A 25614-nucleotide genomic window follows, 5' to 3' on the forward strand; every position below is an offset into this window, starting at 1 on the left:
ATTTCGACATACTCTCATCAATCTATAAGACCATAATAAATATAATAATAGGCGTAAGTATGTACATCAAAACAGTTCCAACGGCTCTTGCATTCGCCGTCGTTAGCCTCATACTAACTGGATGTGGTGGATCTAAATCTTTGCCCAATGTAACTTCTCAGCCACTTGACAATGATCTAGATAATGGAAATGGTGCAACACCAACACCAACACCAACACCAACACCAACACCAACACCAACATCTTACACTTATGATAAATCCAAGTTTGATGTTGTTGATATTGCGAAAGGTAATAATAAGATCGCAATTGGTGTAGCGGATACGGGTGTCCAGAAAAATACTTATTTGCAGGATTCTGTTGAGAAAGTATTAAAATACATTAATGATTATCAGGCGGGTACTTTTACGGTTGAAGATTTAACGACAGCCGGCATTTCTGTACAAGACACAAGCCCTAGTCTGCATGGGACATTGGTTGCTCAAATCATAGCGGGCAAGATTCCGGATCAATCTAATTTTATGGAAAAAGCCATGACAGAAGGGCTGGCAAAAGATATTTCACAAATATATGGTATCCAGTCTGCCGATCGTGAATTGGGTTATGCAACAACTGCAGGTCATCTTCAGGCCATGAATGACCTGAATAAAAAATATGCTGTGAAGTTATTTAATGCTTCTTTTGCGACGATGTTTGCATCTGGCGATTATAAACAGCGTCTGGTTGATTACACTGTCGAACTAGTCAGGGGGGATGCTCTGGTGGTGTTTGCTACAGGTAATGACGGGTTTGCCAATCCTTCGGTTGAATCATTGCTACCAGCGGGCAATGAAGCTGTTGAAAAAGGTGTGATAAGTGTGACGGGTCTAGATGAAACAGGTCAAAAACTTTTCCGTAATGCTGATGGTAAGGGGGCGAATGCCTGCGGGGATTCTGCTCGCTGGTGTTTGGCTGCGGATTTCAGGTTCGGCCCTTTGTATAGCAATAAACTGCAAGGGTTGGTGTATTTTTCAGGAACTTCAGCTGCAGCGCCTCAAGTGACTACAACTGCAGCATTGGTATGGTCTAAATATCCCTGGCTAAATGCTGATCAGGTACGTCAAGTATTGTTGACCAATGCTGATTATCTGGATGATGGTTCAGAGGAGAACAAGCTTTATAACAGCACTACTGGATGGGGACGTTTAGATCTTGAAGGCTCGTTGAAAGGGATTAGGTTATTCAGCAAAGAGTTTGGTGATAATTTTGATGCCAATGTGATCGGTACCAGTGTCTTTTCCAACAATATTGGGGGTGATGCAGGCCTGACCAAAAAAGGTAATGGCATTCTGGTTCTGTCAGGCGCTAATACCTACCAGGGTTCAACCAGTGTCGAAAATGGCAAGCTGCGTGTTACAGGTTCAATCACCAGTCCAGTAAGTGTCACTAAGGCGGGTGTACTTTCGGGTAATGGTACAGTGGGGTCAGTGGTCAACAGCGGTAAGGTAACGACTGCCGATGGTCGTCTGACAGTAAATGGCAACTATACCCAAAATGCATCAGGTATCTTGAACTATAATCTGCATCACTACCTCACTATTAAAGGTAATGCTGCATTGGCGGGTTCGCTTGACGTGTCTGCTGCCAGTCGTAATATCTTGACCAAAGGCGAGCATACCGTTTTAACTGCCAACAAGGTTACTGGCACATTCGAGCAGTATAAATCGGTTTCGCCATTCCTTGCGGTATCAGGCTTGGAGCATCATGCCAATAAGGTGACAGTTGATGTGGATTATGCCAACGCGGTTGCTGCGGGTACGGTATCAAGTGGTATCTCTGTGGTATCGGGCAAGCTTTTAAATGACCTGATGGACAAGGCAAATACCCAGGCCTTAAATGGTCAGGTGACTGATCTGACCAAGTATGTGGGAACAATCCAGTCCGTTCAAAGCCGTGAAGCGGCTCAGGCAATCCTGAATTCCAATTCAGGTGCGGTGTTTGTTGAAACTCCATCTGTACTGCTACGCAATGATTCACTGGTGAATGCTCAGATTGCACAGCGTTCACATCAGTTGTTGTATGCGGGACAAGGCGGGGTTTGGGCGAATGCCAGTTACCTGAACAACCAGAATTCTGCAAACGGTTGGGATGATGTTGAATCTCATGTCAGTGTGCTGAGTGTGGGCGCGGATACGATGGTTCGGGATGACTTGGCGGTAGGCGCTTATATAAGCGAGTATCAGGACAAGTCTGATTTTGAGCAAACCAAAGCATCTGCTGATGCTGATGTCACTAACCTGGGTGCCTACCTGAAATGGCAAGCTGCTGACAATCTGTATGTTGCGGGTAATATGCAGTTTGGTTGGGGGGATGTGGAATTCAAGCGTGTGCTTACCGATGCTGTGGCATCTGTAGATTCCCGATCAAAAGCTGATCTGAGCAAATACGGTGTATATGGCGAGATCGGTTATGATTACTTCACCGAGCAATTGAGTGTAAGTCCTTATCTGGCACTGAGCTATAACACTGTTGATCTCGATGGGGTTAAAGAAGTAAATGTGTTGGGTGTGGCGGTGAGTGATGTGAGTATCGCTGAAACCAAAGCTCATGTCGGGGTGCGACTGGATTATCAGCTTACTCCAAACGTGGTGCTGACTGGTTATGGTGAATATGCCAATGCATTTAACCGTGATTATGATAAGGTTGCGCTGTCAATGAATATGGATAGCACTCGCAATATCCTGTTCACACCACCGAGCTTTGATAAAGACTATCTGTTGTATGGTATAGGCTTTAATTATCAAAGTGGTCAGAACTGGAACATCTTTGGAGATGCCAATGGCAATGCTCTGGATTCTGGTGACTACTATTTGCAGCTTGGTTTGAAGTACAGTTTTTAAAAGGTGAATAAAAAATATACTATTTAAGGAGTTTTAGCTCCTACAGGATTAATAATGATAAGGGATCTTAAGCTGCTTTTATTTATACGAATTTTATACTGTTATGAGTCGTTTTCAAGGTGGCACTGATATGGTCAATAAGTTCATTCCTATGTATCACTCTAATAAAATTCGCCCTCAACTCGAAAGTGAACGTCTGATCCTGAATTATTTTAAACCGGTTGATGCCGTAGAAGCTTATGCTTCGATCACACCGAGTCTGACACGTTTTATGGCGTGGGATGTACCAGAATCTGAACAGGGTTTTGCAGCAATCTGGCAAAACTGGCTGGAAAATATGGCCGATCATAAAGAATTTGTATTTGTGATCCGTCATCTAGAAACACAAGAATTTATCGGACTGTGTGGTTTACATCGACTTCATGACGAAATACCTGAAGTTGGAATTTGGATCCGTGAAACTGCGCATGGTCATCATTATGGACACGAGGCAGTGCGTTGTATTGTAGAATATGCTTTCAATACATTAGATATTAAAGGCTTAAGCTATCAAGTAGCCGAAGAAAACTGGGCGAGCCGGAAAATTGCAGAGCGCTTGCGCGGAAAAATTACCAGTTATCTGGATAAGCCCAAATATCGGGCAGTGATTTATGCAATTCTTGCAGAAAATTTTGTCTCTGAATAAAAAAACCCATCAGATGATGGGTTTTTTTATTCAGCCAAGCGCTAGGTACCGGGTCATTGCAATTCGCAATTGCTTTAAGTAGCCGGTAAAGAAATGGTTGGCACCAGGTAATACGGTCACTAGATGACGCTGTGGTTTTGCCCATTCAATCATATCTGACAGCAAAGTTACTTCATCGGCTTCCCCATGAATGAACAGAATGTCGCCTTTAATTGCCGGTGTAATATAATGGCGAATACCGGCAACAGTAGCGGTCGGTAGTCCACATAAAATGGTTTGCTTCGGTTGTAGTTCTATTGGCAAAGCTGCGTAGCTCTTCGCCATAACATGCGCACCAAAACTAAAACCGCCTGCATAAAAAGGCAGGGCAATATGTTGAGTACGGGCGAACCGGATGACTTCCAATACATCATCAGTCTCACCGAAGCCCTCGTCGTGTATACCTTCACTTTGACCAGAACCACGGAAACTTGGACGATATACAATACAATCACGTTCCAGATACATTTGTGCCAGTAAAACCGGAACCTTGTGTTGTGGTGTTCCACCTTGCAATGGATGAGGGTGACAAACTACCGCGAATCCTTTCACTTCACCCTGAGGATAATCCACAAAAACTTCAATCTGACCTGCAGGTCCTTGAAGAAAAATTTGCTCGGACATATAAAAACCGATGATTAACAGGAGAATTTCGCATTTTAACGATTATGGTGAATAAAAACATGAATTGGAATTAAAATAAGTCTACTGATATAGTTTGATTAATCATTTTTTGACCAGGTTGCCATGCTCGCTTTAATTTCTCCAGCTAAAACTCTTGATTACAATACCCCACTACCAACTGACCAATTTACTCAAGCGAGATTATTACAGCATTCGCAGGATTTGATTAAAGTTTGTCGCACACTTTCTGCATCAGAAATTTCAAGCTTAATGAGTGTCAGTGAAAAAATTGCCAGTTTAAATGCTGCACGTTTTAATGACTGGCAACCAGATTTTAATTTGGCCAATGCCCGTCAGGCGATTTTTGCATTCAAAGGTGATGTCTATACAGGTCTTGATGCTTATAATTTGAAGAATGAAGATCTGCATTTTGCCCAAGACCATTTGCGGATGCTGTCCGGTCTATATGGGCTCTTGCGTCCCCTGGATCTGATGATGCCTTACCGCCTGGAAATGGGTACTAAATTGGCCAATATCCGGGGGCATAACTTATATGATTTCTGGGCTCATCATATCACTGATCTGATTAATCAAGACTTGGCAGCAGCAAAGTCTGAAATTCTGGTCAATATCGCGTCAGATGAATATTATAAATCGGTTAACGAGCGAAAAATTCAGGCAAATATTATCAAGCCGGTATTTCTAGATCAGAAAAATGGCAAATATAAAGTGATTAGTTTTTATGCTAAAAAAGCACGCGGCCTCATGGCACGTTTTATAATTGAAAATAAAATTGATCGGATTGAAGGGCTAAAAGCTTTTAATATCGATGGTTATTACTTCGATGCAGACAGTTCAATCAAGGAAGAACTGGTGTTTAAGCGCGATGAACAACTAAGTGCATAAATAAACGATTTCCCATATCCAGCATGAGTACAAATATGCTGGATATGAGAGCTCTATTATAAGGTACATGTATAATCTTTAATGATTTGACTTTGTGAGGCAGATAAAGGACAGATGCACAGAATTAGCGAAAAGCACCATTGAGCTTTCAAGAATAGCCTGCAGAGTTTCCTAAGAATAAAATTGTCGCTACACACATCTAAATAACTCGAAAAATATCATTTATTTAACGTTTTTTTCTCAAAAAATAAAGATGAGGTCTTTGGGGAAAACCCTATGAAATTATGCAAAATACTCTTCATGAAATGCGTGATATTTCATTTATCAGAATAGTCCTACTTCAAAATTATTTTTCTAAATTATTTAAAAAAATTTTTAATTACAGATACTTATTATTAATTTGAAAGAGCTTTATGAAAAAAAAGTTTAAAAAAAAGAATTACAAGTTAATTAAGTAATAGTAAATAAAAATACAGAAAAGTATTGGTTTAAGGCTTTAAAACTGCCTTTCATCGGGTTAAATGTAAAGTATGTCACAAGTTTGTTATGTTTTTTGTTAGCATAATTTCATAATGTTACAAAGCGGCATAATAAGAATGAAAATATATGCTATTCCTGTCTTTGCCTTAATAATCAGTTTATTGGGATTTTGCGTCCATAAACATTCAGAAATAAGGAAATATGAAAAGATCCGTCATGTCTTGAGTGAGGGGCGTGATTCAAACAAATTATTGGAATCCAACCGGCATCGGCATTAATCCAGCTTACTTAGCTTCAGGGTTTAAAATTTAAATAAAATAATAAAATTAAATTAATAATAAATATAATGAATTTTTGAAGTATTCGCTTAGAATATATTAATTTCTAATAAACTGTAAAAATCTAAGAAGCAATAAGAAATCAGTGTGTTATAATTTGCCCACAATCAAGATGAAGCAGATATCATCTTGTTAACCATTTGATTTAAATCTTGAAATTAAGCTGCATAAAAATTATGCAGCTTTTTTGTTTAGATTTTTTGGGTTTTTATAGCATAGCCCTGGGTGGGCTGTAAGCTGTTCCAACATTTTAACCCGTCAAATGGCTATGCTGGCATATTCGTTGCTAACACATCCTTAAAATTGATGAATTTTTTTATAAAATTTCATTTATTTGACAGCATGCTTAAAGCATAAAGTTTACTCAATAGGGGCTAGGTCATGACGACTCCTAATCCATCTTCAGAAAGTATGCTTGAACGTCTGTTCAAACTGAGTGAAAACAAAACCAGTTTCCGTACAGAAGTTCTGGCAGGTGTAACCACGTTCTTAACGATGTGTTACATCATTATTGTCAATCCAATGATTTTGTCCGAAACGGGGATGGATCATGGGGCTGTCTTTGTTGCCACTTGTCTTGCAGCAGCAATTGGCTGTTTGGTCATGGGTTTGATTGCGAATTATCCAATTGCCCTAGCACCAGGTATGGGCTTGAATGCCTTCTTTACCTATTCTGTATGTTTGGGAATGGGAGTGCCTTGGCAAACCGCATTAGGCGCAGTTTTTGTGTCAGGTCTGGTTTTTATTGCGATCAGCATGTTCAAAATACGTGAGGCTATTGTCAATGCTATTCCGATGTCGCTAAAGCTCGCGATTGGAGGAGGTATTGGATTATTCCTGGCGCTGGTTGCGTTAAAAAATGCCGGTATTATTGTGGATAATCCGGCTACTTTAGTCGGCTTGGGCGATCTGAAACAACCCTCGGTATTACTGGCACTTTTAGGATTTTTGCTTGTGGTGGTAATGCACCAGTTCAAAGTCCGTGGTGCAATTATCATTAGTATTCTGGTGGTGACGGCTATTGCAACTGCACTAGGTTATAATGAATTTCAGGGTGTAGTGGGTGCAATTCCATCACTTGCTCCAACATTCATGCAAATGAATTTTGAAGGTCTATTCACTGCCAGTTTAATTGGCGTGATTTTTGTCTTCTTCCTGGTCGATCTATTTGATTCCACCGGTACACTCGTAGGTGTTTCGCACCGTGCAGGCTTGTTAAAAGATGGCAAACTGCCACGTTTGAAAAAAGCACTTTTTGCTGACTCTACTGCAATTGTTGCAGGTGCAGCTCTAGGGACTTCATCGACGACACCATACATTGAATCTTCTGCAGGTGTAGCAGCTGGTGGGCGTACAGGTCTAACCGCTGTAGTCGTCGGTATCCTGTTTGTTGCCTGTTTGTTCCTTGCGCCATTGGCACAGTCTGTACCAAGCTTTGCAACAGCCCCAGCGTTGTTATTTGTTGGTGTCTTAATGATTCAGGGTATCGTACATATTGATTGGGAAGATATTACAGAAGCAGTTCCTGCATTTTTAACCATTGTATTTATGCCATTTACCTATTCGATTGCGGATGGTATAGCAATGGGCTTTATTAGCTATGCATTGATCAAGTTGCTGACTGGTAAAGCAGCAACTGTGCCGTATATGGTCTGGATTATTGCACTACTATGGACGCTTAAATTCGCACTATTTGGCGGCTAATTTTTCTGGATTTGGAAAGGGTGTAGACTCAGTTTGCACCCTTTTTTTATTATTTAAGGGTTTCACGAGGAGAAATGATGAACCGTCTCGAGTTGATTCGAGCTTTGCCAAAAGCAGAACTTCATGTGCATATTGAAGGCACCTTTGAGCCTGAGTTAATGTTTGCAATCGCTCAGCGTAATCAGATTGCTATCCCGTATAAATCTGTCGAGGAAGTTAAACAGGCGTATAACTTTCATAATCTTCAGTCGTTCCTTGATATTTATTATGCTGGTGCTGCTGTACTGATTCATGAACAGGATTTTTATGATCTGGCATGGGCGTATTTTGAAAAATGTGCTGAAGACCGGGTCGTGCATACTGAAATGTTCTTTGATCCACAAACCCATACTGATCGTGGCGTTGCTTTTGCAACCATGATCAACGGCTTGCAAAAAGCCTGTGATGATGCCAAAACTAAACTGGGTATCAGTTCACATCTGATCATGTGCTTCTTGCGTCATTTAAGTGAAGATGCTGCTTTTGCAACACTGGAACAGGCCTTGCCTTATAAAGACCAGATTATTGCAGTCGGTCTGGATTCAAGTGAAGTCGGGCATCCACCGTCAAAGTTTGAACGTGTTTTTGCTAAAGCACGAGATGAAGGCTTCTTAGTGGTTGCGCATGCAGGAGAAGAAGGCCCGGCAGCCTATGTCTGGGAGGCGCTGGATTTGCTCAAAGTCAATCGTATCGATCATGGAGTTCGTTCGGAAGAAGATTCTGAATTAATGCGACGCCTGATTGCAGAAAAGATGCCATTGACCGTTTGTCCATTGTCAAACCTGAAACTTTGCGTCGTGGATGACATGCAGCAGCATAATATCCATCGCCTCTTGCAGCAGGGCGTGCATGTTACGGTCAATTCAGATGATCCATCCTATTTTGGCGGTTATATGAATGACAATTTTATTGCCATTGCTGAAGCGCTGGACTTAAGTAATGAGGAACTCAAGCAGTTGGCCATCAACTCATTTGAAGCCTCTTTTATTACCGATGCTGCTAAAGAACAATGGATCAACCAGATCCGTGCTCTGGTTTAAGTTTTCAAATAAAAGGCAGGGTACGCTCTGCCTTTGTTTTTATAGATGGATATGAAATTGAAATATGTAATTCTACTCATCAGTAGCGTGTTGATATCTGCCTGCTCAAATGCGGATATGACTTTGACACAACGTACCTTAAAACCCGTGATTGAATACCAATGTGGAAAAGAGCTGAAAGCATCTAAATTCTGGACCGCCTCGACTTATTTTATACAGGATAAAAACAAAGCTGAACTTGAACAGAATGTGTGTTCCTGTGTGGGTGAGCATGCGCTTAAAGATATTCCAGCCAGCACTTTGCTTAAAGCAACTCTCGATGAAGAAGTAAAGTCAAAGCTTACTCAACAAGCAATTGCAAACAGTCTGAAAGGCTGCATGACCGAGTTCTTGAAATAAAATCAGCTTTCCAATGAAAGCTAATTGAATGTGGTTTTGCAGTTTATTTTTTAGAAGATTCAGATTGTCGCGTCATGCTGGTGAGTACGTGATCCTTATCGAGAAAATGATGTTTCAGTGCTGCGGCAATATGTCCGGTTAAAAGGAGTCCCACCGCCTAGGAAAGCCAGATATGCAGAGGTTTTGCGATGGCGGTCACAGCCGGATTTTCTGCAATCAGTGCCGGAAGCTTAAATAAATACAGCACCGGTGCTGGGTAGCCCAGACTCCAGCTATATAAACAGCCGGTGACAGGTAGGGCAATCAGCATGAAATACAAAGCCAGATGACCTGCATGTGCTAAAGTTTTCATCCGGGATGACATGGGTGTCAGGTAGTTCGGGGGCAGGATGGGTGTAGCGCCAGAAAATTCGTACAACCAGCAGGAAAATAATGGTGGTAGCGATATTTTTATGCAGGGTGATAATATCGCCTTTAACGCTGACATCAACCTCATAACTTAAAAAATTCCCACTATAAAAACCAATCAGCCACGCTGCAATAAAGATAATCGCCATGATCCAGTGCAGCCATTGTGCCGTGCGTGTGTAATATTGTACTTTTTCCATGTGATTTTCTGTGGCCCTCAAAGATGGATGCACCTTAGCAAGGGGCAAATCAGCTCAGCAATTCCAAATCTGCAACGCTATGGTGGCTTTCATGCAACATCCATTGAAATGGCTGGGTGCAGATTAAACATTCAGGATGATTTTTAGATTTCTTATTCAGGTGAATTTCGGCACAATAGCGTCACGCTTCATATATGAATAAACAAGGAACAGATCTGTGAAAAAATTATTGATTGCACTTGCTCCAATTGCTTTGGTTTTATCGGCTTGTGCAACAACAGGCAGTCCTGAGACCCAAACCACGACTCAGCAACTGGGTGGGGCTGCGCTTAAAATCGCGATCAATGCAAAATGTACGACTGAGCTGAATAATATTCCGGCATGGCAAACAGCAACACGTCTCATGACTACAACACAAAAACAGGATATCCAGACTGAAATTTGCGGCTGTGTCAGTGAAAAAGCACCACAGAACGTAACGGCGGTAGATCTGGCAACTGCAGCAATTGACCCGGCAGCACGTGCGACGATTGTCGGCAATGTGGTGGCAAAAACCATTAACGCTTGTGTAGCTGAAGCTGTAAACTAAGCCAAGATTAAATTGAAATAGGCTGACCGGTTCAGCCTATTTTTTATGGAAGAAAGACATGAAAATTGCTGGTGTAGATGAAGCAGGGCGTGGGCCATTAGTGGGTTCGGTTGTCGCTGCGGCAGTTATTTTGGATCCGAATAACCCGATTGAGGGTTTAAATGATTCTAAAAAGCTTACTGAAAAGAAGCGTGAAAAGCTTTTTATCGAAATTCGGGAAAAAGCCCTAGCATGGGCTATTGCTGAGGCTTCTGCAGCAGAGATTGATGAGCATAATATTTTACAGGCCTCTTTGCTGGCGATGCGTCGCGCTGTGGAAGCTTTGCCAGTTCAGCCTGAGCATGTGCTGGTCGATGGCAACAAGATTCCACAGGGCCTTGCGATGAGCTGTGATGCTGTAGTTGGGGGTGATGCGCTGCATGCTGAAATTTCAGCAGCCAGTATTCTGGCTAAAGTAACCCGAGATCACCAGATGATCGAGATGGATCAGAAGCATCCGCAATTTGGGTTTGCCAAGCATAAAGGTTATCCAACCAAGGCGCATTTTGAAGCGATTGCCCTGCACGGTGTCATTGATGAACATCGCCGCAGTTTTGGACCGGTAAAAAAAGTGATCGCAGCATTGCAGCAAGAGGTAAAATTTTAGACTTTATTAAATTTTTTAATTATTTAGAGTACTGATATAACATGCAGAGAAATTTAAAGCGGCTAAAAAAGCCGCTTTATGATTTACACAAAAATTAACGGTTAAAGTTATTTTGTGTCTGATTATCATCTTCAAAAGAAGGCTGGTAATCTTGATCGATATGTTGAAGATGTTCATGCATTGCGCGTTCATGCTGGATACGCTGGTAGATCTCTTCACGGTGCACAGAGACTTCTTTAGGAGCATTCACCCCAATACGAACCTGATTACCTTTTACACCAAGTACAGTCACGCTGACTTGGTCACCAATCATTAAAGTTTCCCCGACGCGTCGAGTCAGAATCAGCATGTTTTTCTCCTTGCAAAATGCAAAACCTGCAATCTATTGAATGTAAAATAAAAAGCACAACCAAAAATTATAAAATAATATCTGGATAGAAATTCTGTCACCTGAATGAAAGACTTTAATCTATCTCAGTTGGTTAAAAATCCTCATGCTTAATATAACAGAGCCACTATAAAAAAAACTATAGCGGCTCTGCATTTTTGTAGAGTTTTATAAAATAGTGTCAAACAATGACAATATTTTGTTTTTTCGCTTAAGCGCGTGCGCTAGATTCGCCTTGTTCACGGTCTAGACCAAATGCGGTATGCAATGAACGTACAGCAAGTTCAAGATAATTCTCTTCAATGATGACTGAAATCTTGATTTCAGAAGTCGAGATCATCAGGATGTTAATACCTTCGTCAGCCAGGGCGGTGAACATTTTGCTCGCTACACCTGCATGAGAACGCATGCCTACACCTACGATCGATACTTTTACGATATCATCACGAGTCGCAACTTCACGTGCGCCAATTTCTTTAGCGGTTGCTTCAAGAATTGCTTTTGCTTTTGCAAGTTCGCCACGGTTTACAGTGAATGTGAAGTCAGTCGTACCATCTTCTTCAACGTTTTGGATGATCATATCGACTTCGATATTCGCAGCGCCAATCGGTGCTAAGATTTTAGATGCAATACCTGGAATATCAGGCACACCTAGGATAGTCAGTTTAGCTTCGTCACGGTTGAACGCGATACCAGAGATAATTGGCTGTTCCATGTTGTCTTCCAATTCAGTCGTAATAAGTGTGCCAACGTTGTTTTTAAATTCTTCGTCAAACGCGCCATCATTGTCATTGTCAAAGCTTGAAAGTACGCGTAAAGGTACTTGGTATTTACCCGCAAATTCAACAGAGCGAATTTGTAGAACTTTTGAACCAAGTGATGCCATTTCCAGCATTTCTTCAAACGAAATACGATCGACTTTTTTCGCTTTTGGTGCAACGCGAGGGTCAGTGGTATATACGCCATCAACGTCAGTATAGATTTGGCATTCGTCAGCTTTGAGTGCAGCAGCCAGTGCCACACCTGAAGTATCAGAACCGCCACGACCTAAAGTTGTTGTGTTGCCGTCAGCATCAAAGCCCTGGAAGCCGGCAACTACAATTACACGACCCGCGTCCAGATTTTTAGTCAATACGTCAGTATCAATCGACTCGATACGGGCTTTGGTAAATGCGCTGTCAGTCTTAATGCCAACCTGGCGTCCAGTCAAAGATTTAGCTTCAACCCCGATCGAATTCAACGCCATTGCAAGCATGGAAATCGTTACCTGTTCACCCGTAGAAACCATTTGGTCTAGTTCACGCGGATCAGGGGTTTCGGTAATGGCTTTCGCTAAAGCAAGCAGACGATTGGTCTCGCCACTCATTGCCGATACAACCACCACTACCTTGTGGCCGTGGTCATGCCAGCGCTTTACACGACGAGCAACATTTAAAATGCGCTCTGGAGTACCCATAGAGGTACCGCCATATTTTTGAACGATTAATGCCATAGTTGTTCCATATAAACCATGACCCTGATATTCCTATCAGGGTCAGTTACACAAAATGAAGTTTTTATTTTGCTGCAAGCCAAGCTGGTAAATCAGCCATCACTGAAGCAAACTTCTCGTTAAGTGGTGCGCCACCTTGTGCCAAGTCAGGTTTACCACCACCTTTACCACCGAGCTCAGTTGCCAAGTGTTTGATGATGTCACCTGCTTTAATAGAAGCAGTAAAGTCTTTTGCAACAGATGCGATCAAGCTCACCTTGTCACCCTCTACACCTGCAAGAACAATAACTGCATTTTCTAATTTAGATTTCACGCCGTCATGGAGGTTACGCAGTGATTTCGCATCCATACCCTGAACCGTTGTGATGAGTGTTTGACGACCTGCAATTTTTTGAACCTGGCCTAAAAGTTCACCGGCTTGCAGGCTTGCCAATTTTTGATTGAGTTGTTCAATCTGTTTTTGCAAGCTTGATGCTGTATCAACCAGTGCTTCAACTTTCTCAATCGTTTGATCTTTTTGAGCTTTTAATAGACCGTTGATGGTGTTGATATCACGATCTGCTTTTTGAGCTACTTCAACTGCTTTGGTACCAGTCACTGCTTCGATACGACGTACACCCGCTGCCACACCACCTTCAGAAGTGATCTTAAACAGACCGATATCGCCAGTGCGTTTTACGTGAATACCGCCACACAGTTCGATTGAGAAATTTTTCTCATCAATCACTGAACCCATAGTAAGTACGCGAACTTCGTCACCGTATTTTTCGCCGAACAGCATCATCGCACCTTTGGCTTTCGCAGATTCGATGTCTAGCAGTTCAGTCGTTACTTCAGTATTTGCGATGACTTCAGCATTCACAAGACGTTCAATTTCTTGAAGCTGCTCAAAAGTCACCGGTTGGTCATTGGCAAAGTCGAAACGTAAAATGTCAGATGCAACCAATGAGCCTTTTTGCTGGACGTGTGCACCCAGGATTTGACGAAGGGCAGCGTGCAAAAGGTGAGTCGCAGAATGGTTGCGCGCAGTTGCTGCACGGATATCTGCTTTTACTGTTGCTTCTACATTTTGAGTAACTTTCAGGTTACCCATGGTCACGATACCTTGGTGTACAAACGCGCCACCAGATTTCTTGGTATCTTGAACTTCGAAAATACCAGTATCGTTTTTGAAGAGTCCTGTATCACCGATTTGACCACCGCTTTCTGCATAGAAAGGAGTCTGGTTCAATACGATCAGTGCTTCGTCGCCTTCAACCACTTCGTCAACTTGCTCGCCATCTTTATAGATTGCGATGATTTGACCTTCACTCGCAGTTGCATCGTAACCTTCAAACTGAGTTTCACCTTCAACTTTCACAACAGAGTTATAGTCGATTGCGAATTTGCCTGCATCACGAGCGCGTTGACGTTGTGCAGCCATTTCAGTTTCGAAACCAGCTTCGTCAATCGTTAAATCACGTTCACGTGCGATGTCAGCGGTTAAGTCAGTCGGGAAACCGTAAGTATCGTAAAGCTTAAATACCACTTCACCTGGAATCACAGAACCTTTCAGGTTTGCTAGTTCGCCTTCAAGCAATTTCAAACCTTGCTCAAGTGTTTTGGCAAACTGTTCTTCTTCTTTCAGAAGTTGTGCTTCGATGCGTGCTTTGTTGGCTTCCAGTTCAGGATATGCTTCGCCCATTACTTCAATCAAAGGCTGTAACATCTTATAGAAGAATGAACCTGTCGCACCCAGTTTATTACCGTGACGAACTGCACGACGGATGATACGACGCAATACATAACCACGGCCTTCATTAGACGGGTTTACACCGTCAGCAATCAGGAAGCAGCATGAACGTGCATGGTCGGCAACCACTTTTAAAGATGCAGGATAATCCACGGGCTTGCCTTCAGCCTGTGCTTTCGCTTCAAGTTCAGAAGTGTCTAAACCGATGATTTCAGCAGCAGCTTTTAACAAGTGCTGGAACAGGTCGATTTCATAATTTGAGTTAACGTGTTGTAAAACTGCAGAAATACGCTCCAAGCCCATACCTGTATCCACAGAAGGCGCTGGAAGAGGGTGTAATACACCATCTGCAGTACGGTTAAACTGCATGAAAACGTTGTTCCAGATTTCGATGAAGCGGTCACCGTCTTCTTCAGGCGTGCCTGGCAGGCCACCCCAGATATGATCACCGTGGTCAAAGAAAATTTCAGAACAAGGACCGCAAGGACCGGTATCGCCCATTGCCCAGAAGTTGTCTGATGCGTATTGACCGCCTTTGTTGTCGCCAATGCGGATAATACGGCTGGCATCTAGACCGATTTCTTTGTTCCAGATATCAAATGCTTCGTCATCAGTGTGGTACACAGTGGCATAGAGTTTATCTTTAGGTAGTGCTAACCATTCATCGCTCGTTAAGAATTCCCAGGCAAATTTGATCGCATCACGCTTGAAGTAGTCACCAAACGAGAAGTTACCTAGCATTTCAAAGAAAGTATGATGACGGGCGGTATAACCCACATTGTCCAAGTCGTTGTGTTTACCACCTGCGCGTACGCATTTCTGTGATGATACGGCACGGACATAATCGCGTTTTTCTAGACCTAAGAAGCAATCTTTAAACTGGTTCATACCCGCATTGGTGAACAGCAAAGTTGGGTCATTGGCGGGTACTAGAGAACTCGACGCGACACGTGTATGCCCTTGCGATTCAAAGTAACGCAAAAATGCTTCACGAATTTCAGCTGATGTCATAAAACGAGTACTCACAACCAAGTCACTCCATAATTTCCGATTTGGCAAAAACACCACAGTCTGACAAGCATACAAAAGCTCTGCTGCAATGTGGGGCTTAAAAATTTAAAACGCCAAATTATAACGGAAAAAGCAGTACGCACCAATCATTTTAAAACCAATTGCTAAGGATTTATGTGCTTAGGTTTTTTGCTAAATAGTTAAATTGAATCTTTCTAAGGGCAAAATTCCGATAATTTCATCTCTTGAAAAATAACTGGAATTTTAAATGATGCAGAGAGAACCTGATCTATCAGAAAGAAAATAATCGAAAATCAGTATTTTCACTGAAGTTTTTTAATGTACGGCGCAAGAAATCCTTTAACATAGAAGAGTTCTAAAATAGGCATATTAAAGGTTGAGTCATGCAACGAGTGGCAATCAATGGATTTGGGCGTATTGGACGGAATGTACTACGTGCATGGTTTGAAAATCCGAAAGATTTTAACTTTGAAATCGTAGCCATTAACGATATTGCCGATGTTGAAACCCTGATTCATCTGTTTAAATATGACTCAACCCATGGCCGTTTTTCAGGGCAGGTAGATCTTAGCTATGATGCTGAACATATTTATCTGCATATCAGCTATAAAGATGCCGCTTTAAAAGTACAGGTTTTGTGTGAAGCCGAGCCGGCAAAACTGCCTTGGCAAAATCTGGCTGTAGATGTGGTGCTGGAATGTACCGGGCTGTTCCGTTCCCGTGAAGCCGCGACCCAGCATATTCAGGCAGGGGCGAAACGTGTGATTATCGGTGCCGCACCTTTTGATACGGTGGATGCTGCGATTGTCTATGGTGTCAATCATCATGAAGTCAAAGCATCGGATCAGATCATTTCCAGTGTTTCTTGTACTACACAGGCTTTGGTACCACTGGTCAAAATTGTCGATGATGCATTTGGTATCAATAGCGCCCTGATGACCGAAATCCATGCTGTTACGGCGGATCAATCGGTACTGGATCATGCACATCGTGATTTGCGTCGTGCACGTGCCTCGGGCCATAACATCATTCCTACGACTTCGAGCGCACTGGGTGCCTTAAAGCGGGTAATGCCGAAAATGGAAGATCGTATCGATGGTTATTCGATTCGGGTGCCGACTATTAATGTCGCTGCAATTGATTTGACCTTTGTTTCTCAGTCACCGATTACCGATCACAAGCTGAATGAAGTTCTGATCAAGGCTGCCCGGCAGGACTTCGCAGAAATCATGGCGGTAACAGATGAGCCTTTGGTATCCAGTGATTTTAATCATTCTCCATATTCACTGATTGTGGATTTGACTCAGACGCTGGTGGTTGGACACCAAGCTAAAGTTTTTGCCTGGTATGATAATGAATGGGGCTATGCCAACCGTTTATTAGATTTATGTGAATCATTTCATTAAGTTCGAGTTATTTAAATCCCTAAAGCACCGAAGATAAGGTGCTTTTTTCATGTCCAGAATATTTTGCCAGCCAATTTTTAGGAGAATTTGGCTGTAATTGATCGAAAATCAGTATTTGAAGCTGAATTAGTTAGATTATCTGCAGTATTTTTCGTTAAGATAAAAACAATAAAATGAAATAAGAGCAAGCACATGATGATGGTTTGGGGTTTTATTATACTGCTGACTTTGGCGGTGATTTTTCTGATCTGGCTGCAGTTTAATCAGAATGATGAGCCACGTACCGAGCAAGGTGTGCCAGTTGAAGAAAAAGTCGCGCATCTTGAAGAAAACTTAAAAAAGACTCTGGAAATTATGCAGGATCTGGCCAAAAAAATGCATGTCCAACAGGAAGTACTGGATCAGACCACAACAAAGCTTCAGCAGGTTGAGTTGCAAAATGCGGAGCTGGTCAGTTTACTGACTAAAGTGGTTGATCCCCAGAAATCATCCCACCCCCTTTAAAGATCATTTGAAAGGGGGCAGTACCAGACTATAGAGAGCATTCAGCCAGATAAAACCATTTTGCATAAACTGTGAAATGGAGGGGATAAAGTCAAGTACTGGCACAGCTGATAGACCCAATTCTCATTTGATTACGCGCGATTGTTTTTCAGACGCGGATGAGCAGATCTGGTTTCTGATAATAAGTTCCAGATGCATTATTTAACTTAAATTCTCTGCCGTCACGGGATAAAACTGAAATCTCAGTGTAAACGGTAAAAATTATGATAGGACTATCCTTGGTTTAATGCTGGGTTTTGTGTTTTTAAGATGCAATAAAATGCTGATAGTTGACACAATTGTTGATCCTTTCATCAGGTGGCGAAAATTATAAAATTTGCGATGCACAGCCAAAACTATCGTGCTAGACTAGGAGAAATCGGGTGTGCTCCCGATTTTTTTATGCGGATTCGTTCCGCGCTGACAAGAATTTAGGTTTACAACATGCCCATTTCAGAGACATGGTTATTACCTGATGGTGTAGCTGATGTATTACCAGAACAAGCGCAAGTCATTGAAAGCCTGCGCCGTAAATCACTGGATTTCCTTGCATCTCGAGGTTATCAGCTGGTGTACACGCCATTCATTGAATACATCGAATCTCTATCTTCTCTCTCAGAATCGAATCAAGATTTAGACTTAGCCACTTTCAAGGTGATCGATCAGCTTTCTGGTCGTTTACTTGGTGTGCGTGCCGATATGACACCACAAGTGGCTCGTATTGATGCGCATGTACATCCAGTGGAAGGTGTTGCACGGTACTGTTATGCAGGAACCGTCCTGCATACCAAACCTCGCGGCTTTAATACCTCGCGTGCGCCACTACAGTTGGGTGCAGAGCTATTTGGTTCAGACAGCATCGATGCCGATGTTGAAATGGTCGACTTGATGATCAGTCTGATTCAGGAGGCAGGCCAGGCAGATGGTATTCATCTGGACTTAGGTCATGTCGGTTTATTCCGCAGTCTGGTGGCTCAAGCAGGCCTGAACAAAGTTGCTGAGCAGCAATTATCTGATTTATACCAACGCAAGGCTTTACCGGAATTAGAAGAATTCACGGCAGAGCTGAAATTTGGTCAGGATTTTTATGCACTTGGGCGCTATGCCAGTGACCTGGATGCATTGCAAGCAAATCTAAGCGCCGAAGTGCTGGCAAATCCGGCATTCAAGCAAGCTTTTGAGGCACTACAAATCACCAGGGATGAAGTTCAGACCCGTTGGCCAAACTTGAGCATTGGTATTGATGTAGTTGAATTGCGTTCGTACCATTATCATACTGGTCTGATGTATGCCGTGTATGCGCCGAACCGTGCAGCTGCACTGGCACAAGGCGGCCGTTATGATGGCATTGGTGAGCATTTTGGGCGTGCCCGTCCTGCAACTGGCTTCTCGTGTGACTTATATGCTTTAAGTGCAGGCCAGTTTGATACGATACAGGTGGTAGTTGCACCTAAAGGCAACGATGCAGATCTTCTGAAGGCAATTCAGAACCTCCGTGCACAAGGCTTGAGTGTAATTCAGTTACTGGGTAATGATGATTTAAGCTCTGTACCATATGCGACGCACCAGCTGGTGCGTGTAGATGGCGAGTGGACAGTCAAAACGATTTAATTGCTTGGCTCAGTGTTCATGTCACTGAGTGGGGCTTTCAACTTTAACAGCATGATGTAATGAGGCTATTATGGGCAAGAATGTTGTGGTACTTGGTACCCAATGGGGCGACGAAGGTAAAGGTAAAATCGTCGACCTGCTCACAGATCAAGCGGCAGCGGTAGTTCGTTATCAAGGCGGACATAACGCAGGTCACACTCTTGTGGTTGGTGGTAAGAAAACTGTCTTACACCTCATTCCATCAGGTATTTTACGTGAAAACGTATTGTGCTTAATTGGTAACGGTGTGGTTCTTTCTCCTGAAGCGCTCATCAAAGAGATGGACATTCTTGAAAAAGAAGGCGTTCCTGTTAAAGAACGTTTACGCATTTCTCCAAACTGTCCACTTATCCTGCCAAACCACATCGCACTTGATCAGGCGCGTGAGAAAAAACGTGGTAATGCGAAGATTGGTACGACAGGTCGTGGTATCGGTCCTGCATACGAAGATAAAGTGGCACGTCGTGCAGTACGTGTTGCTGACCTGGTACGTGGTGGTGAACATCTTACAGCTCAGCTGACTGAACTACTGGACTACCATAACTTCCAGTTAACTCAATACTACGGTGTTGAAGCAGTTAAACTAGAAGATGTGCTGGCACTGTGTGACGAATGGCGTAAGGTTGTTGCTCCCCTGGTTGTGGACGTAACTACTGAGTTGCATAACTACCGTAAAAACGGTGACAACATCATGTTCGAAGGCGCGCAAGGTTCACTTCTTGACGTTGACCACGGTACATATCCGTATGTAACTTCTTCGAATACAACTGCTGGTGGCGTAAGCTCTGGTTCAGGTCTGGGTCCATTGCATCTTGATTATGTACTGGGTATTACCAAAGCGTACACAACCCGTGTAGGTGCAGGTCCATTCCCAACTGAGTTGGTGTATGACGCTGCAAATGACACAGGTGATGCGATTGGTAAACACCTCGGTACGATTGGTAATGAATTTGGTGCCTCTACTGGCCGTCAACGTCGTTGTGGCTGGTTCGATGCTGAAATTCTACGCCGTTCAGTCGATGTAAACTCACTTTCTGGTATTTGCCTGACTAAACTTGACGTTCTAGACGGTTTGGAAGAAGTGAAAATCTGTGTAGGCTATGAAGCTGCAGATTCTGGTTGTGTCGGTTCTTCTGATGCGCTTGCATTCGAAACTTTAAAACCGATTTACGAAACTATGCCAGGCTGGTCTGAGTCAACTTTTGGTGCGAAATCACTGGATCAGTTGCCACAAGCTGCATTGAACTATGTAAAACGTCTTGAGCAATTGATTGAATGTCCAATCGACATCATTTCAACGGGTCCAGACCGTGAAGAAACCATCATTCTTCGCCATCCATTCGATGCTTAATTTGTTTTAAGCTTCAATAAAAAAACCCATCTTCGGATGGGTTTTTTTATAGGTTGAAATTATGTAGTTATTTCAAGACTAAAGTTGCATCGGTAATCCGGCGTGATGTGCTTTAACATATCGATATATAAAGAAAGAAAAATGAGCATCAGGATGCAAAAAAATATATCGGCGACCATGTTTTATTCATTATTATTCGCGATGGGCGGGGCACCAACAATTGCCATGATGATTATTCGTGCGCAAACCCAAAATCCTGAGATTATTTATACTGCACTCATTGGTCTCAGCGTCATTATTGCCTGCATTCTGGTGCCTGTTATCTTGCTACAAAATGCTTTTTTATATTTCAAACGTAAAGATGAAATACTTGAACAGAAAATAAAACCTCTCAGTCAGGTGTATCTGGGCTTAAATATTATTTGTCTGATTTACTGGTTAGCGATACAGTACTTGGCTTAAAAATTACATAATTTATAAGAAGATGGAGTAATTATACGTTTAGCTACTGCATGCTTTCCCTTATAATTTTTACAATGTAAATTAAGCTTGAGCTAAGGTAGAGTTAATTATAATGAAGAATAAACTTTTATTAAGTATGGCCACTGCCACAGTGGTGACATTGTCGGGTTGTACTACCATTGCCGATATTGCCGGGGCGGATACTGCGACTTTAAATGCATCTGCCAGCCAAAGCTATAATGCCATGGTGAATGATGCGCGCAATAAAGGTCAGCTGGATACCAGTTCAGCCACATATAAACGTATTAATACCGTGTTTAATCGCTTGAAGCCGATTGCTAACCAAATGAATCAAACCGGTACGCCATTCCAGTGGCAACTGGCTGTACTTAAATCTGACCAGGTCAATGCCTTTGTTGCCCCGGGTGGTAAAGTCGTATTCTACACTGGTATTGTGAATAAACTGAATCTGACTGATGCTGAAATTGCAGCAATTATGGGTCATGAAATGGTACATGCCTTAGAAGAGCACTCTAAGCAGAAAATCGGCGCGCAGGCCCTCACTGACCTGGCCTTGGGAATTGGCCTGAGTGCAGCAGGTGTAGGTCAGGGCGGCGCTGCAGCTGCACAGCTGGGTAGTCAGATCGGGATTGGTTTGCCGTACTCGCGTAATCTGGAAAGTCGTGCTGACCAAGGCGGTTTGATGCTGATGGCGCGTGCAGGCTATAACCCGAATGCAGCCATTACCCTGTGGGAAAAAATGAATAAATTAGAAGGTGGGGGCGGAGTCGCTTTCCTGTCTACGCATCCATCGAATAGCCAGCGTATTGGACAGATGCGTCAACAGTTGCCAGCAGCAATGCAGATTTATAACCAAAACAAATAATCCAATGATTATTCTTTGAAAAAAGATCTTGATGGGATTAAAAGGGCAGGGTATTGATCCTGCCTTTTTTATGGCTCATTTTTTGATGGACATTGTTTGAGTTATTTTTCTTGGCAACAAAAAAGGGCAAAGTTTGCACTTTGCCCTTTATCACACCCGATCAGAAGATCTTAGTGTTGGTGACCACCTGCACCATGTACATGGCCGTGATCTAATTCTTCTTGAGAAGCTTCACGAACAGATACGATTTCAACTTCAAAAGTCAGATCTTGACCAGCAAGTGGGAAGTTAGCATCAACAACAACATTGTCGCCTTCAACTGCTTTAACAGTTACGATTTGCACGCCGTCATCAGTTTGAGCCTGGAACTGCATACCTGCTTGAATATTGTCTACGCCTTGGAACATTTGCGCAGGAACTTCTTGAACTAGGTCTGGATTGTATTCGCCATAACCTTCAGCAGCTGGAACGTTTACAGTGAATTTATCACCTACAGTTTTACCTTCTAGCGCGTTTTCTAATCCTGGGATGATATTACCTGCACCGTGCAAATAGGCAAGTGGTTCACCTTGAGATTGATCGAGAGTTTCACCCTCTGCGTTAGTCAATGTGTAGTGGAAAGAAACCACGTGGTTATTTGCAATAGCAGTCATGTTAATTGATCCATTCAATTTTTTAAGGGTACATCATAAAGTGAAATTGCGTTTTTGTAGACTAAAATTAGCAAAAAAACGCAATTCGACAATTTTATTGACGATTTTTTCATTGATTGGGTCAAATTCTGGAATTTCAATGCAATTTCAGCTTTGGAGATATTTTCCGTGTAACAAAATCTTTTGCGGTTAGAATGCCCGCATGCGCATACCCATGAATGGTTGCCTGATGAATCCGGTACAAGGACACATACATTGATTTGGCGACAAAGCCTTGCACATTGACCTGACCGAGTAATTCCCCAACGGCTTTATTCTGACTTAGGGAAATGAGTGAACCCTTGTCAGAAAATTTAAACATGGGCAAATAGTTTTCCTCATTGATCCGGGCTTTTAAGGCATTGGCCAGAAAGTTGGCCTGCTGGCTGGCGACTTGTGCACGTGGACCCAATACCGGTTCATCTGCTGCAGGTTGGCAATGTGCACAGTCACCAAAAGCAAAGATGTCTGGATCAGATTTGGTTTGCAGGGTGGAATAGACTTTCAATCGGTGAATATTGTCCTTTTCCATATCTTGTAGTTGCACTAAGACTTCAGGTGCTTTGATACCGGCGGCCCAGACTTTAATCTCGGCATCCAGACTTGAACCATCTGCAAAATAAATCTTGTCTTCATCGACCTTGGCCACCCGATGACCGGTCAAGACTTCAATGCCAAACTTTTCCATTTGTTGCATGGTGTGTTCAGCAACTCTAGGTGAGAGTGCCGTCAGAATGCGATCCGCCGCTTCAATTAAGGTGATTTTTACTTTTTTCGGGTCAACCTTGTTTAAACCATATTTAAAGAAATTATGTTTGGCTTCTACCAGCTCCGCTGCCAGTTCTACTCCGGTTGCTCCGGCACCAATAATCGCGATATTCAGTTCACGATTCGAAGCTTCATGCTGTGCGTTCAGATAGAGATGCAACATGTCCTGCTGAAAAACATCCGCCTGTTTACGGCTGTCGAGAAAATGACAGAACTGTCTTACCCCTTCGGTATTAAAATCATTCGAGGTAGAACCCAAGGCCAGTACCAGTGTGTCATAGGAAATATGCTGGTTTTTCTTGGATTGGGCTGTTTTGGAGAAATATTCTGTTTCGACCAGAATCTGTTTGGCTTCACGATCTAGTCCTGTGAATGTACCCAAGACAAATTCATAATGATGTGCTGCTGAATGAGCAAAATAATTGGTTTCTTCTTGATGTGGATTTAAGGTACCTGCAGCCACTTCATGCAGCAGCGGTTTCCAGATATGTGTCAGTTTTTGATCGACCAGAATAATCTGGGCCTTACCGCTTTTACCCAAGCTATCACCCAACTGAGTCGCCAGTTCCAGACCACCGGCACCGCCACCCACAATCACGATTTTATGTGCTGTCATATATGATTAACCTGTTTATTTTTTTAATAAAAATAAGAGAAATAGAAAGAAAATATACTATGGCATGGGCCAGATCGCGTCTTGGTTAAAATTGTTATACACATTACAAAACGTAGCAATTCTGTGAGGGCAGGTAAGTTTCCCTGTCTTGAGGGTGTGAGGCAGGGAGAAAGGAAAATCTGCCAGAAGATCAGCGAAAAAATCTTCTGGCTTAAAGAACAGTTAACTTGACAGCTAGCGCTATTATTTATTTAGAGGATAAAGCTTTACGCTTGGTGTAGAGTCTGAAAAGAAAGTAAATAAACCTTGCAGCCAGCTAAAGAATTTCTGAAACAGGTTAGCTTCTTCAATTTCGACATGATCTTCAATCAGGATAGTACGGATTAACTGGTTATTTTGATAGACCTGAATGGTTGCCAGAGGCATGATAGTCGCCAAGGGCGCAATGAGCTCAGATGCCTTTACTTCCACACTGATATGGGTCTGGGTTTCTTGTAAGGGTTCGATACTTCTTAAAATGCCATCACCTGTATTCAGCATAATACGTTGATTGGTCTGGTCGAATTGATTCAGGTCGATACTATATCCCTGATCATATAAAGAAGTGGTAATAATCTGCGGTTGCTTGGTCTGCACCTTAAACATTTTTAAGGTTGATTTGATTACAGGCAGCTCAGCCAGTAGCTGTTTATCTTTGATCGCTACTTCATTACGGGTATAGGTATAGGCCAGATTCATCAGCTTATGCGATACTTCAGCACGTTTTGCCGCACTTTTAGTACCCAGTACTACCACAATCAGACGTCGGTTCGGCATTTCAATATCTGCCATGACACGATTGGCCGTCAGCGCCAGATTGTAGCCTGCTGCACGGGTAAAACCGGTTTTTAAACCATCCACGGTAGGATCTACTTGAAGCACACGGTTGGTTGCGCGATGAAAATGTCGGTTATAGGTAAAGCTTGGCTGTTTGGAATAATACAGATAATCCGGAGTTTGATTGACGACTGCCATAGATAGTCTGGCCAAATCTGCGGCAGTAGAATAATGTTCAGGCATGGTAATACCTGCCGGATTTTGGAAATTGGTATGCTGCATGCCCAGCGCTTTGGCTTCCTGATTCATGCGTTCAACAAACTGCGGAATACCACCCGAAATTTTCTCAGCCAGCGTGACTGCAGCATCATTGGCAGACATGATAATTAAGCCCGCCAGAAGCTGATCGACTGAAATCTGATCACCTTCTTTCAGGTACATCTGTGACTCATCCCACATCACATTTTTCACCACAGAAGTCGCGGTTAAAACTTCATTTTTATTTAATTTTCCGGCCTCAATTTCCTTCAAGGCAATATAAGCCACCATCATTTTAGTTAGCGAGGCCGGAGCCCGCTGAACATCAGCATTATGCTCGGCAATAACTTGACCAGATTGTGAATCCAGAATGGTCCAGGCTTCAGCTTCAACGCTTTCAGGCACAATATTGAGTAGGGCAGCATGGGAAAATGCAGAAATAAATAAACTGAAAACCGCAATCAGTGAGATGATGTATTTCAATGGTGTTCCTTGATAACCCGCTGGGTGTTGAACGATTTAATTTTCACGCATGCTATGCCTTTT

Annotated in this window: 21 protein-coding genes and 1 pseudogene; 14 read left to right on the forward strand and 8 right to left on the reverse strand. The window is 42.6% G+C overall.

Features of this window, described 5'->3' with window-relative positions; genetic code table 11:
* The first annotated feature begins 59 nt into the window (after positions 1–59).
* Together AY605_RS12045 and AY605_RS12050 are read left to right on the forward strand one after the other, a co-directional pair.
* Positions 60–2879, forward strand: a complete 2820-nt coding sequence (locus AY605_RS12045) for an autotransporter domain-containing protein (RefSeq protein ID WP_064096624.1) — start codon at positions 60–62, stop codon at positions 2877–2879.
* A 151-nt stretch (positions 2880–3030) separates the two neighbouring features.
* Entirely contained in the window at positions 3031–3564 is a 534-nt protein-coding gene (locus AY605_RS12050) for a GNAT family N-acetyltransferase (protein WP_064096676.1), read from the forward strand.
* A 30-nt stretch (positions 3565–3594) separates the two neighbouring features.
* On the opposite strand, the gene AY605_RS12055 is transcribed toward AY605_RS12050, so the two are convergent.
* Complete coding sequence (locus AY605_RS12055) at positions 3595–4227, reverse strand: alpha/beta hydrolase (protein ID WP_064096625.1); 633 nt, start codon at positions 4225–4227, stop codon at positions 3595–3597.
* A gap of 123 nt (positions 4228–4350) precedes the next feature.
* Here AY605_RS12055 and yaaA point away from each other — a divergent pair, with 123 nt between their 5' ends.
* From yaaA to AY605_RS12075, 4 genes are all read left to right on the forward strand, one after another.
* Positions 4351–5133 (forward strand): peroxide stress protein YaaA, encoded by a 783-nt coding sequence (gene yaaA / locus AY605_RS12060; protein ID WP_064096626.1) that lies wholly within the window; start codon positions 4351–4353, stop codon positions 5131–5133.
* Between the two features lie 1199 nt (positions 5134–6332).
* Positions 6333–7655, forward strand: a complete 1323-nt coding sequence (locus tag AY605_RS12065; protein WP_064096627.1) for an NCS2 family permease — start codon at positions 6333–6335, stop codon at positions 7653–7655.
* Between the two features lie 77 nt (positions 7656–7732).
* Complete coding sequence (locus tag AY605_RS12070; RefSeq protein ID WP_064096628.1) at positions 7733–8734, forward strand: adenosine deaminase; 1002 nt, start codon at positions 7733–7735, stop codon at positions 8732–8734.
* 45 nt (positions 8735–8779) lie between these two features.
* Positions 8780–9133: a hypothetical protein gene (locus AY605_RS12075; protein WP_081406371.1), complete on the forward strand. Its 354-nt coding sequence runs from the start codon at positions 8780–8782 to the stop codon at positions 9131–9133.
* 43 nt (positions 9134–9176) lie between these two features.
* On the opposite strand, the pseudogene AY605_RS12080 reads toward AY605_RS12075, so the two are convergent.
* Positions 9177–9741: pseudogene (locus tag AY605_RS12080) on the reverse strand (cytochrome b).
* A 217-nt stretch (positions 9742–9958) separates the two neighbouring features.
* Between AY605_RS12080 and AY605_RS12085 the strand changes: the two are divergent.
* Positions 9959–10330 (forward strand): hypothetical protein, encoded by a 372-nt coding sequence (locus AY605_RS12085; RefSeq protein WP_064096629.1) that lies wholly within the window; start codon positions 9959–9961, stop codon positions 10328–10330.
* A gap of 22 nt (positions 10331–10352) precedes the next feature.
* Entirely contained in the window at positions 10353–10976 is a 624-nt protein-coding gene (gene rnhB, locus AY605_RS12090) for a ribonuclease HII (RefSeq protein WP_265732886.1), read from the forward strand.
* Between the two features lie 94 nt (positions 10977–11070).
* Here rnhB and csrA read toward each other — a convergent pair whose 3' ends face one another.
* The 3 genes from csrA to alaS form a co-directional block, all read right to left on the reverse strand.
* A complete protein-coding gene (csrA, locus tag AY605_RS12095) occupies positions 11071–11325 on the reverse strand; it encodes a carbon storage regulator CsrA (RefSeq protein ID WP_064096631.1) in 255 nt (84 codons plus the stop codon).
* A gap of 250 nt (positions 11326–11575) precedes the next feature.
* Positions 11576–12856, reverse strand: coding sequence for an aspartate kinase (locus tag AY605_RS12100; protein WP_064096632.1), 1281 nt, complete (start codon positions 12854–12856; stop codon positions 11576–11578).
* Between the two features lie 64 nt (positions 12857–12920).
* Positions 12921–15614, reverse strand: coding sequence for an alanine--tRNA ligase (alaS, locus tag AY605_RS12105; protein WP_171254969.1), 2694 nt, complete (start codon positions 15612–15614; stop codon positions 12921–12923).
* 389 nt (positions 15615–16003) lie between these two features.
* Here alaS and AY605_RS12110 point away from each other — a divergent pair, with 389 nt between their 5' ends.
* The 6 genes from AY605_RS12110 to AY605_RS12135 all read left to right on the forward strand — a co-directional run bounded on the left by AY605_RS12110 (position 16004) and on the right by AY605_RS12135 (position 21918).
* Positions 16004–17026 carry a type I glyceraldehyde-3-phosphate dehydrogenase gene (locus tag AY605_RS12110; protein WP_064096634.1) on the forward strand — a complete coding sequence of 341 codons (1023 nt, stop codon included), beginning with the start codon at positions 16004–16006 and terminating at the stop codon, positions 17024–17026.
* A gap of 192 nt (positions 17027–17218) precedes the next feature.
* Positions 17219–17530 (forward strand): hypothetical protein, encoded by a 312-nt coding sequence (locus AY605_RS12115; protein ID WP_064096635.1) that lies wholly within the window; start codon positions 17219–17221, stop codon positions 17528–17530.
* Between the two features lie 483 nt (positions 17531–18013).
* A complete protein-coding gene (locus AY605_RS12120; RefSeq protein WP_064096636.1) occupies positions 18014–19180 on the forward strand; it encodes an ATP phosphoribosyltransferase regulatory subunit in 1167 nt (388 codons plus the stop codon).
* Between the two features lie 70 nt (positions 19181–19250).
* Positions 19251–20570, forward strand: coding sequence for an adenylosuccinate synthase (locus AY605_RS12125; RefSeq protein ID WP_064096637.1), 1320 nt, complete (start codon positions 19251–19253; stop codon positions 20568–20570).
* A 153-nt stretch (positions 20571–20723) separates the two neighbouring features.
* The gene (locus tag AY605_RS12130; protein WP_064096638.1) at positions 20724–21032 is read left to right on the forward strand and encodes a hypothetical protein; all 309 of its coding nucleotides are present in this window, start codon (positions 20724–20726) and stop codon (positions 21030–21032) included.
* A gap of 112 nt (positions 21033–21144) precedes the next feature.
* Positions 21145–21918, forward strand: coding sequence for a M48 family metallopeptidase (locus tag AY605_RS12135; RefSeq protein WP_064096639.1), 774 nt, complete (start codon positions 21145–21147; stop codon positions 21916–21918).
* Positions 21919–22088: 170 nt separating this feature from the next.
* Here AY605_RS12135 and slyD read toward each other — a convergent pair whose 3' ends face one another.
* From slyD to AY605_RS12150, 3 genes are all read right to left on the reverse strand, one after another.
* On the reverse strand, positions 22089–22571 hold the full coding sequence (gene slyD, locus AY605_RS12140) for a peptidylprolyl isomerase (RefSeq protein WP_064096640.1): 483 nt from the start codon (positions 22569–22571) through the stop codon (positions 22089–22091).
* Positions 22572–22707: 136 nt separating this feature from the next.
* The gene (locus AY605_RS12145) at positions 22708–23994 is read right to left on the reverse strand and encodes an NAD(P)/FAD-dependent oxidoreductase (protein ID WP_064096641.1); all 1287 of its coding nucleotides are present in this window, start codon (positions 23992–23994) and stop codon (positions 22708–22710) included.
* 243 nt (positions 23995–24237) lie between these two features.
* Entirely contained in the window at positions 24238–25551 is a 1314-nt protein-coding gene (locus AY605_RS12150; protein WP_064096642.1) for a D-alanyl-D-alanine carboxypeptidase family protein, read from the reverse strand.
* Positions 25552–25614: the final 63 nt, after the last annotated feature.

The organism is Acinetobacter sp. SFD (genome assembly GCF_001647575.1).
In the GTDB taxonomy this organism is placed as follows: Bacteria; Pseudomonadota; Gammaproteobacteria; order Pseudomonadales; family Moraxellaceae; genus Acinetobacter; species Acinetobacter pecorum.